This window comes from Chryseobacterium sp. R2A-55 (assembly GCF_021401085.1).
Classification (GTDB): domain Bacteria; phylum Bacteroidota; class Bacteroidia; order Flavobacteriales; family Weeksellaceae; genus Kaistella.
Genome location: NZ_JACBFP010000002.1, coordinates 314729 through 329535, shown reverse-complemented (window position 1 = coordinate 329535; position 14807 = coordinate 314729). Strand labels below are relative to the sequence as shown.

Genomic DNA, 14807 nt, shown 5'->3' with positions numbered 1-14807 from the left:
GACACTTAGAGAAAAAAAGGTTCTGGAGTTTTTCCCGAACCTTTTTCTTTATCGCACCTCTCCCATACTCAAATTATTCATTTTAAGTCCATATCTCCACTGCACGAAAGCAAAAACCTGGTAGAGTTTATATTCGAACTTTAAGCCATAATTTTCCTGGGAATCATAATCGATGGGATTTTCTATAATGTTCGGAAATTTTCTCGCGTAATAATAGGAATTCCACTCACTGACCAAAAAATTATTTTTTGTTTTTAAATAGGATTCAGTGTACATTCCCATCGGTTTTGCAACTGCGTTCAGAAAATAGTTCCATTGCGGATCCAGGACTTCCAAATCCCATTCACCGTCATCATTTTTCTCGGGTTTCAGCGCCACTGTTTTGCCATCTTTCGGCCCTGTTTGTTGTGGAGCACAGTTGAGCGTGAGGAGAAAAATTCCAAGTAAGAATAATATCTTTTTCATTTTGATTTTGGTTTTGTTGGTTAATCAAATATACCTATTATCCATCATAAATCACGCCATGTTTTATTCAGCAAAAAACCTCCTAGTAAGCTGGGAGGTCTAACCAAATTAAAATAATGAAACGCTATTAGTTTCCTTTGTATCTCTTGTCTGGAGTACCATCCTTTTTGAGATGCTTATTGGCTTTGTACCTTTTGTCAGGTGTGCCATCTTTTTTCATCTTTGCGGCTGGTTTTGCTGCCATTGCTTTTGCGGCCGGAGTTTCTTTTTTCACTTCGGATTTGGCTGCTTTCTCAACTTTTGCCGGAGCTTGTTTTGTGGTAGTTGGTGCCACTTGCTGTGCATTTGCCAATCCCAGTCCTAAAACCAGTGAAAGTGCTGCGAATAATTTTTTCATAGCTTTTATTTAAATGGTGAGATAATTTTCGTTGTGTAAAACTAAACAAATTCTATGCTCTAAAACACAGTGCTGATGTACTTTAACCAAAATTTATCGCTTCTTAAAAAAACATTAATCCCAGTGTAGAATCAAGATGCATCATTATAGATTCCAAACCTTCAGTGAAGTGCCATCTATTTCAGTTCTATAGGATTGCTGCTCTTTCTGATTTCTTCCTTTACCCGCTCCTCCATTTGCTTTCTCATGTTGGGATTTGGAGTTCTCATTCCGCCTCCACCGCCACGCATTTCTCGACCTGGCCCGCTTCTGCCTGAACTCATTTGTGCAGTAAAAAAAGAGACCGGATCTCTCCTGAATGCTTCGTTCTGCTTTTCGTAATCCTTCCTTTTTACCTTAATCACTGATCCTCTGGAATCTGGATTCTGAATTTCTGCAATTTTTTTGGCTTCCTTCAAATCAAAAGAATAATCACCTTTAGCATCTTCTACTTTCACGATCAAACCGGGAAGTCCAGCGAATTTATATGGACCGTCCTGAATAGGGACATCAGTGGTAAACCAAGCATACCATGTTCTCCCGGCAAATTCGGTTTCGGCTTTTTGAGTTTTGTAGTCGCCAATCTTTAAGGTTTCGGGAAGAACTTTCCAATCAATAGTCCGGTCTTCCTCATAGGCATACTGATCTCTCGCGATTCTAGATTTAAAGGTTTTCACCCCACTTTTATAATCTTTCTCAATGATGAAATCAATGTTGGAACGCAAACTCTGCATTTGGCTCCTGTCGAAATTAAAATTTCCCGTTTCCCGCGCTCTACTTAAAATGGAATCCCGTTTCATCGATTTTTCAGAATAGAAAATCGACTTTTGAGCGTTCACATCCAGGTAGGCATTTTCTGACCTCACGTCGCCTGGATTTTCGGAATCAGGCTTCATGGTCACCTGATAGATGAATCGGTTGGCTTGTGCAAAGTAAATATGCACGGAAAATCCCAGTAAAATCAATCCTATTTTTTTCATGTTTTTTTGATATCTAAGTTTTTGATGCCCAAATCTAGCAATAGTTAAAATAGGTTTCCCCATGCTATTAAAATAATTGTGGGTGAACAACTTTGGTTTTCATTTTATTATTGTTAATTTTGCAATCTAAAATCATTCTAAATAAAAATAGTGATAAAAGTTAGCGATCAAGCAAAAGAAAAAGCAGCAGTTTTAATGCGGGAAGACGGCTTCAATCCTGAAACCGACTATATTAGAGTCGGTGTGAAAAGCGGTGGTTGCTCCGGTTTGGAGTATGTTCTAAAATTTGACACCGAAAAAACTGAATCAGACCAAGTCTTTGAAGACAATGGTGTGAAAATAGTAGTAGATAAAAAATCAATTCTTTACCTCGCTGGAACCATATTGGAATATTCTGGTGGACTCAATGGAAAAGGATTCATTTTTAACAACCCAAACGCAAACAGAACTTGCGGATGCGGAGAAAGTTTCTCGCTTTAAGGAAAATTGAGAAGAGAAATTTAAAATATCGCCTTTGGGCGAATTAAGTAAGAAAAAATGGCTAAATATACCGAAGATGATTTAAGAGAAGATCTTAAAACAAAAGAATACGAAGCAGGTTTTTATACCGATATCGAATATGAGGAATTCCCCATCGGGTTGAATGAGGAAATTATCCGAATGATTTCCGCAAAGAAAAACGAGCCGGAATGGATGACGGAATGGCGTTTGGAGTCTTACCGAATCTGGTTGAAAATGGAAGAACCCAACTGGGCGAATGTGAAATATGAAAAGCCCGACTTCCAGGCAATCGCCTATTATGCAGCTCCTAAGAAAAAACCAGAATTGGCAAGCCTGGACGAAGTAGATCCGGAATTGCTGAAAACTTTTGAGAAACTGGGAATCAATATCGAAGAACAGAAACGCCTTTCTGGAGTTGCGGTGGACATCGTAATGGACTCGGTTTCGGTGAAAACCACTTTCCAAGAAACCTTAAAGGAAAAAGGAATTATTTTTTGCCCGATTTCCGAAGCTATCCAAAAATACCCGGAACTGGTGAGAAAATACATCGGGAAAGTAGTTCCAAGAGGGGATAATTTCTACGCAGCATTGAACTCGGCCGTATTTTCAGACGGAAGTTTCTGCTATATTCCAAAAGGCGTAAAATGCCCGATGGAACTTTCTACCTATTTCAGAATCAACCAATCGGGAAGCGGACAGTTTGAAAGAACCCTGCTTATCGCCGATGAAGGCAGTTATGTTTCCTACCTCGAAGGTTGCACCGCTCCCTCCAGAGACGAAAACCAATTGCACGCCGCAGTTGTGGAACTCATCGCAATGGAAGGCGCCGAAATCAAGTATTCCACTGTTCAAAACTGGTATCCAGGTGATGCCGAAGGAAAAGGTGGCGTTTTCAATTTCGTGACAAAACGTGGGCTGTGCGAGAAAAATGCAAAAATCTCATGGACTCAGGTAGAAACAGGATCTGCCGTTACCTGGAAATATCCTAGCTGTATTTTGAAAGGAGATGGCTCGATTGGCGAGTTTTATTCCATCGCAGTGACCAACCATTTCCAATATGCAGATACCGGAACCAAAATGATCCATATCGGTAAAAACACGAAATCAACGATTATTTCCAAAGGAATTTCCGCAGGAAAATCAAACAACTCGTATCGGGGTTTGGTGAAAGTAATGGCTACTGCAAAAGGCGCAAGAAACTTTTCACAGTGCGACTCGCTTTTGATGGGGAATGATTGCGGAGCACACACTTTCCCTTACATCGAAGTAAAAGAACCCACTGCACAGATCGAGCACGAAGCAACAACCTCGAAAATCGGTGAAGATCAAATTTTCTATTGTAACCAAAGAGGAATCAGCACAGAACGTGCAATTGCATTGATTGTGAACGGATTCGGAAAAGAGGTTTTGAACAAACTTCCGATGGAATTTGCGATTGAGGCCCAAAAACTTTTGGAGATTTCCCTGGAAGGAAGCGTTGGATAAATTGTTCCGAGTTTCAAGTTCCAAGTTTGCGATGGGTCACCTGAGTCAAAATAAAAAATAAAAAGAAAATTTCAGGAACATAAAACCTGAAAACGATCTGTCGGCAGACAGGCTTAAAATCTGAAGCATAATAAGAAATGTTAGAAATCAAAAACTTACACGCCAGAATTCAAGATGGCGCAGAAATCCTGAAAGGAATAAATCTACAAATCAATCCGGGCGAAGTTCACGCCATAATGGGTCCGAACGGAGCAGGAAAATCAACGCTTTCATCAGTCATCGCCGGTAAAGAAGATTATGAGGTAACAGGTGGCGAAATCAATTTCGAGGGTGAAAATATCATGGAAGATGCTCCTGAAGATCGTGCCCACAAAGGAATTTTCATGTCGTTCCAATATCCGGTAGAAATTCCCGGAGTTTCTGTAACCAACTTTATCAAAGCAGCGATCAACGAAACCAGAAAAGCAAAAGGCAAAGAAGATATGGGCGCAAAAGAAATGCTCGGTCTGATTCGTGAAAACTCCGAAAAATTAGGGATTAAGAAAGATTTTCTTTCCCGTTCGCTCAACGAAGGTTTTTCCGGAGGTGAGAAAAAAAGAAACGAAATCTTCCAAATGTTGATGCTCAACCCGAAATTGGCCATCCTAGATGAAACCGATTCTGGTCTGGATATCGACGCTTTGCGAATCGTTGCAGACGGGGTGAACTCTTTCAAGAATGAAGGAAATGCTGTTCTGCTCATCACTCATTATCAAAGACTTTTAGACTATATCCAACCAGATTTCGTGCACGTTTTGGCAGATGGAAAAATCATCAAAACAGGCGACAAAAACTTAGCTCTGGAGCTGGAAGAAAAAGGTTACGACTGGCTGCTTAATTGATTTGAAATCGTTTGCAAATTTGAAATAGCCTGAAAAAACAAGCTGCATCAGATAACGGCAAGCAAAATCAAATAACATCAAACAACAAAATGGCTTTATTAGAAAACATACAGAATAACTTCACCGAATTCCTTTCCAATCAAAAGAATTCCACTTTGCACGAACAAAGAGATTTGGCACTAAGGAAATTCTTTCAACTGGGCTTCCCCACTAAAAAAGATGAGGAATACCGATTCACCAATTTAAAGGAAATTACCGAAAAAAATTACAATTTCTTCCCCGCAGAAGAGAATTCCGTTTCCCAGGAAATGATTGATGAACTGCATTTCGGTGAGGAAGATTTCGACTGGGTGACCTTTATCAACGGGAAATATCATCCGTCATTATCAAAAATAACTTCTGAAAATATAGAAATAGCAACTTTCGAAGATGCAGAAAATCATCCGGAATTTCAAGAATACTTGAACACCATTGCTGATAACGGACTTGCTTTTACGAATCTGAACCTCGCGTATGCGAATACAGGATTATTTGTGAAAGTTCCCAAGAATACAGCGATTAAAAGACCAATCCACATTTTCTACCTCTCACAGGGTCAGAAAGAAAATAGTTTTTATGCCGTCAGAAATCTGCTGGTTGCAGAAGAAGGTTCACACATCGAGATCATTGAAAGTCACCATAATTACGACGGAACTTTTGTCCTGACAAATACGGTTACCGAAATTTTTTCCGGCAAAAACGCAAAAACCGATTGGCATAAACTGCAAAATGACAGCGACACTTCCTACATGATCGACCATACTTTCGCCAAACAGGAACGAGACAGTTTAACTACGGTGAACACTTTCAGTTTCGGGGGAAAACTGGTGAGAAATAATCTGGACTTTATTCATAACGGACAGAATATCAACTCTTTCATGAACGGAATCACCATGATTGGGAACGAGCAATTGGTAGATCACCATACCGCGGTTCACCACAGAGAACCGAATTGTGAATCCTACCAAAATTACAAAGGAATCTACAAAGACCAATCAAAAGGTGTTTTCAACGGGAAAGTTTTCGTGGACAGAATCGCTCAAAAAACCAATGCTTACCAACAGAACAACAACGTTTTGCTGAACGAAGGAGCGATCATCGACACCAAACCGCAATTAGAAATTTTCGCAGACGACGTGAAATGTTCACACGGCTGTACCATTGGTCAGCTCAATGATGATGCGCTTTTCTACTTGAGAGCACGCGGCATTTCCAAGAAAGAAGCACAGGCAATGTTGCTTTACGCATTTGCAAACGACGCGATGGAAAACATCGACATCGAGCCGCTGAAAGTAAAAATATCCAAAATTCTGGCAGAAAAGCTGGAAGTGGATTTGGCTTTCGAGGAGATTTTTTAAAGACAAAATCAAACAATCCCAAAATGATAAAACGTGTTTCCGGACACGTTTTTTTATTCTTTTTTTTTAGGGCGACAATTTCCGTACTCCACTCCCGCTTTTTTTCTTTGCCAAAGCTAATCCTGCAAAAAGAAAAAAGAGCTCCGTTCAGTCCGGGTCGCAGTTCATTTTGCTAATCAAAAGTTCATCTGAAAATGGATGTAGAAAATATTTTCGGGAAAATTACCGTCAAAAAACCCATGACCAAATGCCGGATGCGGCAAATTTCTTGATTTGTGGTCTCGGATTAGAGAGCGATAATTTCGCGGGTTTCGGATTTCCACAAAAAATTTTTCAACGAAAAGGCAGCGGAATATTACTGAAGAATGGGAGCGAAATCCGAATGCGCTCCATCAACCCAAAAACCTCTCCAAAATCTCACAAGCCGATTTCGGCAAATTCGTTCCGGGACCGAAAATAAAGTCTGCTCCATTCGCAAACAGGAAATCATAATCCTGCTGAGGAATTACGCCACCCACCACGATTGTAATGTCTTCTGCACCGAGTTTCTTTAATTCCGCAACTACTTGGGGAACCAAAGTTTTATGACCTGCAGCCAAAGAAGAAACACCCAAAATATGGATATCGTTTTCCACGGCCTGTTTGGCGACTTCTTCCGGAGTTTGGAAAAGTGGTGCCACATCCACATCGAAACCCATATCGGCAAATGCGGTTGCTACCACTTTTGCACCGCGGTCATGACCGTCTTGTCCCATTTTCGCGACCATAATTCTCGGTCTTCTTCCTTCCTGATCCTCAAATTTTTGGGTCCATGAAACCGCCTTTTCGAAATATTCGTTTTTACCTGCATTCATCGCATAAACTCCTTGAATTGTTCTGATATTTGCTTTATACCTGCCAAAACTTTCTTCCATCGCATCGCTCATTTCGCCCAAAGTCACCCGTCTTCTGGCGGCTTCAATGCAGATTTCGAGAAGATTTCCGTTTCCGGACTTTGCGGCTTCCTTTAATTTTTCGATAATTTCAGCAACTTTTTCCGGATTTCTGCCGGCTTTGATTTGGTTCAATCTTTCGATTTGTTTTCGCCGAACCTCAGAATTGTCGATGTCTAAGATCTCCAATTCCATTTGTTTAAGGCTTGATTTAAAGGAATTTACCCCAATAATAAATTCTTCTCCACTGTCGATTTTGGCCTGTTTTTTTGCAGCCGCTTCTTCGATTCTCATCTTCGGAATTCCTGCTTCGATGGCTTTGGTCATTCCGCCCTCTTTCTCCACCTCATCGATGAATTTCATGGCTTCATCAATCATTTGCTGGGTTAAAGTTTCCACCAGATGGCTCCCACCCATCGGATCCACCACGTCGCAGATTCCGCTTTCCTGCTGTAAAATAATTTGGGTATTTCTTGCAATTTTCGCTGAATAATCAGTTGGCAACGCGATAGCTTCATCCAGCGCATTTGTGTGGAGAGACTGAGTTCCGCCCAATGCGGAAGATAATGCCTCAATCGCCGTTCTGGTAATATTGTTAAATGGTTCCTGCTCTGTCAAAGACCAACCGGAAGTTTGCGAATGGGTCCTCAAAGCCAAAGATTTCTGGTTTTTCGGATTAAATTGCGCCAGCAAATCTGCCCAGATAAATCTTGCTGCACGCATTTTGGCGATTTCCATGAAATGATTCATTCCGATTGCCCAGAAAAAGGAAAGTCGTGGAGCGAACTCATCGATATTCATTCCTGCTTTAATGCCCGTTCTCACATACTCCAAACCATCCGCTAAAGTATATGCCATTTCCAAAACCGGTGTTGCTCCGGCTTCCTGCATGTGGTAACCAGAAATCGAGATGGAGTTGAATTTCGGGATGTTTTTCGAAGTATATTCGAAAATATCTGCGATAATTTTCATAGAAGGAGTCGGCGGATAAATATAGGTGTTCCGAACCATGAACTCTTTTAGAATATCATTCTGAATCGTTCCGGAAAGCTTGTCCTGGGAAACTCCCTGTTCTTCAGCTGCCACGATATAGAAAGACAAAATAGGCAATACCGCGCCATTCATCGTCATTGAAACTGAAATTTCATCCAGCGGAATTTCATGAAACAAAATCTTCATGTCTTCCACCGAATCTATAGCGACTCCGGCTTTTCCCACATCTCCTACCACTCTTGGATGATCAGAATCGTAACCGCGGTGGGTCGCCAAATCGAAAGCCACGGAAAGTCCTTTCTGGCCCGCCGCCAAATTTCTTCTGTAAAAGGCATTGGACTCTTCTGCGGTTGAAAATCCTGCATATTGACGGATTGTCCACGGTTTCTGAACATACATCGTGGAATAGGGACCTCTTAAATAGGGAGCAATTCCAGCAGCATATTTTTGATCTGTAATGGTTTTGGAATCGTTTTCGGAATATAAGGATTTCATTTCAAGTCCATCTTTCTCAAAAAAATAGGGAAGCTGGTCTTTGGTATTGCTGGTGAAATCAGGATATCGATTCTGAATTATTTTGCGCATTAAGTGAATATTTACAGCTAGTAAAGTTACGAAATTTTAAAAAGCCATTATTTATTTAAACCAATTTTTGTAAGTTTGCTAACTGCCGAACCGAATGATAAGCAATTCCAATAAACTATTTCTCGTATCGATTTTTCTGCTGTTTTCTGCAGGTTTGTTCGGGCAACAAAAAATACTGAAGGGAAAGGTCATCAATGCACAAAATGGCGAGGCGATGGCTTTTGTACCCGTTTACATTGTTCATTCTAATGGGGATAGAACAACAACAACCACTGATTTTGACGGTTTTTATGAAATTCTCTACGAAAATAAACCGGATTCTCTAGTGGTGAAATATGACGAATTTTTACCTAAAAGTATTTTCCTTCAAAACGATTTTTCAGAGGAATTGAATCTGAACCTCACTCCCTTTGACGGGAAAAAAAGTAGAGCCAAAGCGAAAAACATTGAAGGAATTGTCATCAAAAGAAAGAAAAAATATGCGAATCCCGCTTGGGAAATCCTGGAAAAAGTAGTTGCCAACAAACCAAAAAACAATCCCGATAAACTGGAATTTTATTCCTACGAAAATTACAGCCGAATGGAAATCTCGATGAGTAATTTCGGGAAAAAACTGGAGAAAAGAAAGGTTTTCAAAGACATCCGAGGAATCATGGAAGCCACGAAAGATGTTTCGGGTGAAGACGGAAAACCGGTGATGCCCATCTTTATTTCTGAAAATCTATCCGATTTTTATTTTAGAAAAAATCCGCACAATACCGCAGAATTCATTAAGAAAACCAAAGTGGAAGGGATTGGGATCGAGGATGGCAGCATGTTTTCTCAGCTTCTGACTTCCACATTCATCAAGTATAATTTTTACCAGAATTATATCCGGATTTTAGGTAAAGACTTTCTTTCGCCGGTAAATGATAATTTTAAGCTCCTCTACGATTACGAATTGGTGGACCGCGATGTGCAAATTGATAATCTGGGATATTACCGGATCAACTTTAAACCAAAAAGAGAATCAGACCTTGCCTTTGAAGGTACCATGCTGATTGCACATGGAGATTACGCGCTGTACAGAACCGATGCAAAGGTGATGCCCAGTGCGAATTTAAACTTCATCAACAACCTGAGAATTCAGCAGGAAATGAATTTTCTACAGGAAAGTGAAACTTGGTTTCCTGCGAAAACACGGGTTTTTGTGGAAACGGCAAAGCCGGGAAAGGAAAGTGTGGGAATTTTCCTAAAATATTACTCTTCTGCGAAAGATATTGAAGTCAATAAGCCGATCGAAGATTCCAGATTCCACAAGGAAATGGTGGTGCTTGAAAATGCTTCAGAAAAAGACGAAACATTTTGGAATAAAAGCCGGCATGATTCACTGACGACTTCGGAAAAGAAAATGTATGGAATGATTGCGCAGGCCAAGAATCTTCCTTCTGTGAAAACTTATCTGGACATTATCGATGTCATCACGAATGGCTACTATAAGGCAGGAAAAGTGAGTTTCGGACCTTATCTCTACACGATTGGTTACAATGACTACGAAGGACTCCGGTTGCGGGCTGGTTTCAAAACCAATCAGGATTTCAGCAAGAAATGGATTTTGGGTGGCTATTTGAGTTATGGTTTTAAAGATGAAAAAATCAAATACGGAGCAAGTGCAGATTACATTATTTCACGCGAGCCGTGGACTCAAATCGGAGTCAGCTATTTTCACGATTTGGGACAGGTTGCCTTTATGTTTGAGGACTACTCCATGCGCAGAAACAATATTTTCGATTCCTTTAAGAAGAATGGCAAAATGACTCTGCGGCGACCTTTTTGGCAAGATCATTATGAGGCGTATTTTCAGACGGATGTCTTGAAGACCTTAACCGAGAAAATCACATTCAAGCATTTTAATTTTGATCCGCTTTTTCCTTTTTCGTTTTCTGAAGACGGGAACAAGGAAATTAAGGATTTTAAAACCACGGAAATCATCGCCGAAACCATTTGGCGACCGGGACGAAGAATTCTTCAAACCCGAAACAACAAACAGCTGAACCTGAAGGACAACGTTTATAATCCAACCGTAACTTTCCGCTATACAAGAGGAATCAAAGGTATTTTTGGAAGTGATTTTGATTATAATAAATTCAGTTTAAATATTCAGCAAATTATTCCCATGGGGATTTTGGGAAGAGGTGAATATTCTTTAACTGGTGGAATTATTCCGGATAAAGTTCCTTATCCACTATTGGAAAACCATTTGGGAAACTCGTTTTTGTTCTACAACAAATACGCATTCAACACGATGCATTTTTTCGAGTTCGTGAGCAACAAGTATGCGTCTATGCAATACACCCAGAATTTGGAAGGTTTATTGACCAACAGTATTCCGCTCATCAAAAAGCTGAATTGGCGAAACCACCTGACTTTCAATTACCTGATTGGTGAACTCGATCCGGATTTTGTGGAAGGAATGGGTTCTGCCCATTTTGTGCAACGCAGCTTGAATAATCAGCCATTTATGGAAGTGGGTTACGGGATTTCAAATATTTTCCGTTTCGTACGAATTGACTTTATTCATCGGTTGAGTCATCTGGAAACTGTCCCGAATCACGAAGCGCCACCGAAATTCAGGATGAAGGTTTCCGTACAAATAAGGCTATAAAAAACTGAACTGCCAAAAAGTAGTTCAGTCCTATATCTTAATCGAAAACTCTTAATAATTTTCCTCCTCGCCTTTCATTTTTTCTGCATTTTCCGCCATGATTACCGCATCGAACATTTCTTGCATATCACCGTTCATATAGGCATCGAGGTTATAAATCGACTTGTTGATTCGGTGGTCCGTCACTCTACCTTGCGGATAATTATAGGTTTTAATTTTTGCAGAACGGTCACCTGTGGAAACCATCGATTTTCTTTGAGCTGCAACATCTCCCTGAATTTTTTGAAGCTCGATATCATATAATTTCGTTCTGAGCATTTCCATTGCCAATTCACGGTTTGCCAGCTGAGAACGTGCTTGCTGACAAACAACCACTAATCCTGAAGGTTTGTGCGTGAGCTGAACTTTCGTTTCCACCTTGTTTACGTTTTGTCCACCTGCACCTCCGGAACGCGAAGTCTGCATTTCAATATCGGCAGGATTTAATTCAAAATCCACTTCTTCGGCTTCCGGCAATACTGCCACTGTGATTGCAGAAGTGTGAACTCTTCCCTGAGATTCAGTTTCCGGAACGCGCTGAACCCGGTGAACTCCCGATTCGAATTTCATAATTCCATAAACACCTTCACCTTCCACCTTCAAAATCAATTCCTTATATCCTTTCGAAGCTTCGTTGGAATCTGTGATTTCGTGTTTCCAACCTTTTGATTTAAAGTACATTGCATAAGCTCTGTAAACATCTTCCACGAAAATTGCCGCTTCATCGCCACCGGTTCCTGCACGAAGTTCCACGATCACGTTTTTATCGTCGGCAGGATCTTTTGGGATTAAGAGGATTTTCAATTCTTCTTCCAGTCCAGGGATTTTTTCGATGGCTTCATTTTTTTCAATTTTGGCCAATTCCACGAAATCTTTATCGGAACCGTCTGCAATAATTTCATCAGATTCCTCGATCGTGTTCAAGGCCTGTTTATATTGGTCAAAAACAGAAACAATCTTTCCCAGATCGCTGTACTCCTTATTCAATGAGGAATATTTTTTTTGGTCCGAGATGACATCGGGTTGAATAATCAAATCGGCAACCTCGTTGTAACGCTGCTTGATGGCTTCTAATTTTGGAATCAGTGACTTTGACATTTCCTTGGAATTTGTGGGTGCAAAGGTAGGAAAAAGATAGCAGAGAAATTAAAGGAAAGAAAACAGAAGATAGAAGAAAGAGGATAGACGATCGGGAAATGCCAAAAAATGGCTATACCCATAAATAATAAAAAGTCGGCTCCAAAAACTGGAACCGACTTTGAATATATTGTTTTGCTTTGTGACCGCATTTCCCAGAATTTAGGTGGGTATGCAGTGACATCAACTAGTGATGACCGTGATCGGTGTGCAGGAACGGACCGCGTCCTTTTGGATTGCTGTAAATTACTTCTGCTCCTTGCTCCGGCAAAGTTTTTCTTCTCACCTCTTCTGGATCAAATGGTTTTGTTTTTCCGAAATATTCCATTAAACCGGAAGTCAACCAAATTGGAATGATATATCCGAAGAACATAAAGATGCACCAAAATCCTATGAGGAACATGATTACAAAATAAACGGTCCAAAGAAATTGGTAAAACGGCCAGAATGATGATAGAATCGTTAACATTTCTAAATAATTTCAGCAAAAATAGGATAAATTTCGGTTTATACAAAAGTTTCAGCCCTGATTTTTGCTTATTTAAACTGATTTTAAGTTGCGCTTAATTCTGCTGATTGTGGATTAAGTGAATTAATGAGCAATACTTGCAAAAAAGTCATTCCCTTTATCATCCGTAATAATGAATGCCGGGAAATCTTTCACTTCTATTTTTCGCACAGCTTCCATTCCAAGTTCCGGAAAATCCACCACTTCTACGGATTTGATGTTTTCTTTAGCTAAAATTGCCGCAGGTCCTCCAATTGATCCGAGGTAGAATCCGCCGTATTTACCACAGGCATCCGTCACCTCTTTGGAGCGGTTTCCTTTCGCCAACATCACCATACTTCCGCCATTTTTCTGGAATTCGTCCACATAAACGTCCATTCTTCCGGCAGTAGTTGGTCCGAAACTACCTGAAGGCATTCCGTCCGGAGTTTTTGCGGGACCGGCATAATAAACCGGGTGGTTTTTGAAATATTCGGGCATCGGTTTTCCGGCATCCAACAATTCTTTGATTTTGGCGTGGGCAATATCTCTCGCCACAATCAGAGTTCCGTTCAGTTTCAATCTGGTTTTGATCGGATACTTTGAAAGCTCTGCCAGGATTTCCGGCATTGGTTTGTTCAAATCGATTTCAACCGCTTTTTCCAAATGTGGCGGCGTTTCGGGTAAAAATCGTTTTGGATTTTCTTCTAATTGTTCTAAAAAGATACCTTCTTTGGTGATTTTTCCTTTAATATTTCTGTCTGCAGAACAGGAAACTCCCATTCCAACGGGACAACTTGCAGCGTGTCTTGGAAGTCGGATTACTCGAACATCATGGGTTAAATATTTTCCACCAAACTGTGCTCCGATTGAGGATTCCTGACAAATTTTTTGAACTCGTTTTTCCCATTCCAAATCGCGGAACGCTTGACCACCCATATTTCCTTCAGTTGGAAGATTATCGTAATAACCTGCGCTTGCTTTTTTCACTGCCGCCAAATTCGCTTCGGCGGAAGTTCCACCAATAACCAGCGCCAAATGATATGGAGGACAGGCTGCAGTACCTAAATCCATGATGGTTTTTCGGACGAACTCATCCAAAGATTTTTCGTTCAGCAACGATTTCGTTTTTTGGTAAAGGAAGGTTTTATTGGCAGAACCGCCGCCTTTAGCCAAAAATAAAAACTTATAGGCATCACCTTTTTCTGCATAGATATCAATCTGTGCCGGAAGATTGGAGCCAGAATTCTTTTCCTCAAACATCGTCAAAGGAACGATTTGGGAATATCTTAAATTACGGTTTTGGTACGTATTGTAGATTCCTTTTGAAATCCATTCTGCGTCTTCAACTCCGGTGTACACATTCTCTCCTTTTTTTGCGACACAGATTGCAGTTCCGGTGTCTTGACAACTTGGAAGCGCACCTTCCACTGCAACTGCGGCATTCTGTAAAAGATTGTATGCGACAAATCGGTCGTTGTCAGTTGCTTCTGGGTCTTCGATAATATTTCTGAGCTTTTGTAAATGAGCAGAACGAAGCATAAAGGAAACATCCGCCAAAGCATTTTCTGCAAGCAGTTCCAATCCTTTTGGATCAACGGTTAGGATTTCTCTGTCGCCGAGTTTTTCCACTTTCACATAATCGGAAGTGAGTTTTTTGTATTGGGTGTCGTCTTTTAAAATAGGAAAAGGTTCCTGATAATGAAATTCCATTTTTGATTTTTATTGAAGGGTAAAATTAAGGAAATTTCAGGTTTTGGGGAAATGAGATTTTGCAGCAAAAATCACCACGAATGCACCAATTATATTTTATGTACATGTAAAATAAATCTTATGCAAAACTAA

At 40.4% G+C, this 14807-nt stretch carries 12 protein-coding genes; 5 read left to right on the top strand and 7 right to left on the bottom strand.

Annotated features, from left to right (window positions below):
- Nucleotides 1-48 precede the first annotated feature (48 nt).
- From L0951_RS04350 to L0951_RS04340, 3 genes are all read right to left on the bottom strand, one after another.
- On the bottom strand, nt 49-465 hold the full coding sequence (locus tag L0951_RS04350) for a DUF6146 family protein (RefSeq protein ID WP_234109750.1): 417 nt from the start codon (nt 463-465) through the stop codon (nt 49-51).
- A 127-nt stretch (nt 466-592) separates the two neighbouring features.
- A complete protein-coding gene (locus L0951_RS04345) occupies nt 593-862 on the bottom strand; it encodes a hypothetical protein (protein WP_234109748.1) in 270 nt (89 codons plus the stop codon).
- Between the two features lie 176 nt (nt 863-1038).
- Nucleotides 1039-1881 (bottom strand): GLPGLI family protein, encoded by an 843-nt coding sequence (locus L0951_RS04340; protein WP_234109747.1) that lies wholly within the window; start codon nt 1879-1881, stop codon nt 1039-1041.
- Nucleotides 1882-2031: 150 nt separating this feature from the next.
- Between L0951_RS04340 and L0951_RS04335 the strand changes: the two genes are divergently transcribed.
- The 4 genes from L0951_RS04335 (at nt 2032) to sufD (ending at nt 6145) form a co-directional block, all read left to right on the top strand.
- On the top strand, nt 2032-2361 hold the full coding sequence (locus tag L0951_RS04335) for a HesB/IscA family protein (protein WP_234109745.1): 330 nt from the start codon (nt 2032-2034) through the stop codon (nt 2359-2361).
- 57 nt (nt 2362-2418) lie between these two features.
- Nucleotides 2419-3867, top strand: a complete 1449-nt coding sequence (gene sufB, locus L0951_RS04330; protein WP_234109743.1) for a Fe-S cluster assembly protein SufB — start codon at nt 2419-2421, stop codon at nt 3865-3867.
- Between the two features lie 137 nt (nt 3868-4004).
- Nucleotides 4005-4748 (top strand): Fe-S cluster assembly ATPase SufC, encoded by a 744-nt coding sequence (gene sufC, locus L0951_RS04325; RefSeq protein WP_234109741.1) that lies wholly within the window; start codon nt 4005-4007, stop codon nt 4746-4748.
- An 89-nt stretch (nt 4749-4837) separates the two neighbouring features.
- Entirely contained in the window at nt 4838-6145 is a 1308-nt protein-coding gene (gene sufD, locus L0951_RS04320; RefSeq protein ID WP_234109739.1) for a Fe-S cluster assembly protein SufD, read from the top strand.
- A gap of 392 nt (nt 6146-6537) precedes the next feature.
- Here the strand turns inward: sufD and scpA are convergent, their stop codons facing one another.
- Complete coding sequence (gene scpA / locus L0951_RS04315; protein ID WP_234109737.1) at nt 6538-8655, bottom strand: methylmalonyl-CoA mutase; 2118 nt, start codon at nt 8653-8655, stop codon at nt 6538-6540.
- 94 nt (nt 8656-8749) lie between these two features.
- On the opposite strand from scpA, the gene L0951_RS04310 reads away from it, so the two are divergent.
- Nucleotides 8750-11299: a DUF5686 family protein gene (locus L0951_RS04310; RefSeq protein ID WP_234109735.1), complete on the top strand. Its 2550-nt coding sequence runs from the start codon at nt 8750-8752 to the stop codon at nt 11297-11299.
- 51 nt (nt 11300-11350) lie between these two features.
- Here the strand turns inward: L0951_RS04310 and prfA are convergent, their stop codons facing one another.
- The 3 genes from prfA to L0951_RS04295 form a co-directional block, all read right to left on the bottom strand.
- Complete coding sequence (gene prfA / locus L0951_RS04305) at nt 11351-12436, bottom strand: peptide chain release factor 1 (RefSeq protein WP_234109733.1); 1086 nt, start codon at nt 12434-12436, stop codon at nt 11351-11353.
- A 226-nt stretch (nt 12437-12662) separates the two neighbouring features.
- Complete coding sequence (locus tag L0951_RS04300) at nt 12663-12944, bottom strand: hypothetical protein (RefSeq protein WP_234109731.1); 282 nt, start codon at nt 12942-12944, stop codon at nt 12663-12665.
- A gap of 123 nt (nt 12945-13067) precedes the next feature.
- Nucleotides 13068-14675, bottom strand: a complete 1608-nt coding sequence (locus L0951_RS04295) for a fumarate hydratase (protein WP_234109729.1) — start codon at nt 14673-14675, stop codon at nt 13068-13070.
- Nucleotides 14676-14807: the final 132 nt, after the last annotated feature.

What these genes read in the sequence shown, in the direction of transcription:
- L0951_RS04350 (WP_234109750.1), bottom strand. Translation starts at nt 465, where the DNA reads ATGAAAAAGATATTATTCTTACTTGGAATTTTTCTCCTCACGCTCAAC.
- L0951_RS04345 (WP_234109748.1), bottom strand. Translation starts at nt 862, where the DNA reads ATGAAAAAATTATTCGCAGCACTTTCACTGGTTTTAGGACTGGGATTG.
- L0951_RS04340 (WP_234109747.1), bottom strand. Translation starts at nt 1,881, where the DNA reads ATGAAAAAAATAGGATTGATTTTACTGGGATTTTCCGTGCATATTTAC.
- sufB (WP_234109743.1), top strand. Translation starts at nt 2,419, where the DNA reads ATGGCTAAATATACCGAAGATGATTTAAGAGAAGATCTTAAAACAAAA.
- sufC (WP_234109741.1), top strand. Translation starts at nt 4,005, where the DNA reads ATGTTAGAAATCAAAAACTTACACGCCAGAATTCAAGATGGCGCAGAA.
- sufD (WP_234109739.1), top strand. Translation starts at nt 4,838, where the DNA reads ATGGCTTTATTAGAAAACATACAGAATAACTTCACCGAATTCCTTTCC.
- scpA (WP_234109737.1), bottom strand. Translation starts at nt 8,655, where the DNA reads ATGCGCAAAATAATTCAGAATCGATATCCTGATTTCACCAGCAATACC.
- L0951_RS04310 (WP_234109735.1), top strand. Translation starts at nt 8,750, where the DNA reads ATGATAAGCAATTCCAATAAACTATTTCTCGTATCGATTTTTCTGCTG.
- prfA (WP_234109733.1), bottom strand. Translation starts at nt 12,436, where the DNA reads ATGTCAAAGTCACTGATTCCAAAATTAGAAGCCATCAAGCAGCGTTAC.
- L0951_RS04300 (WP_234109731.1), bottom strand. Translation starts at nt 12,944, where the DNA reads ATGTTAACGATTCTATCATCATTCTGGCCGTTTTACCAATTTCTTTGG.
- L0951_RS04295 (WP_234109729.1), bottom strand. Translation starts at nt 14,675, where the DNA reads ATGGAATTTCATTATCAGGAACCTTTTCCTATTTTAAAAGACGACACC.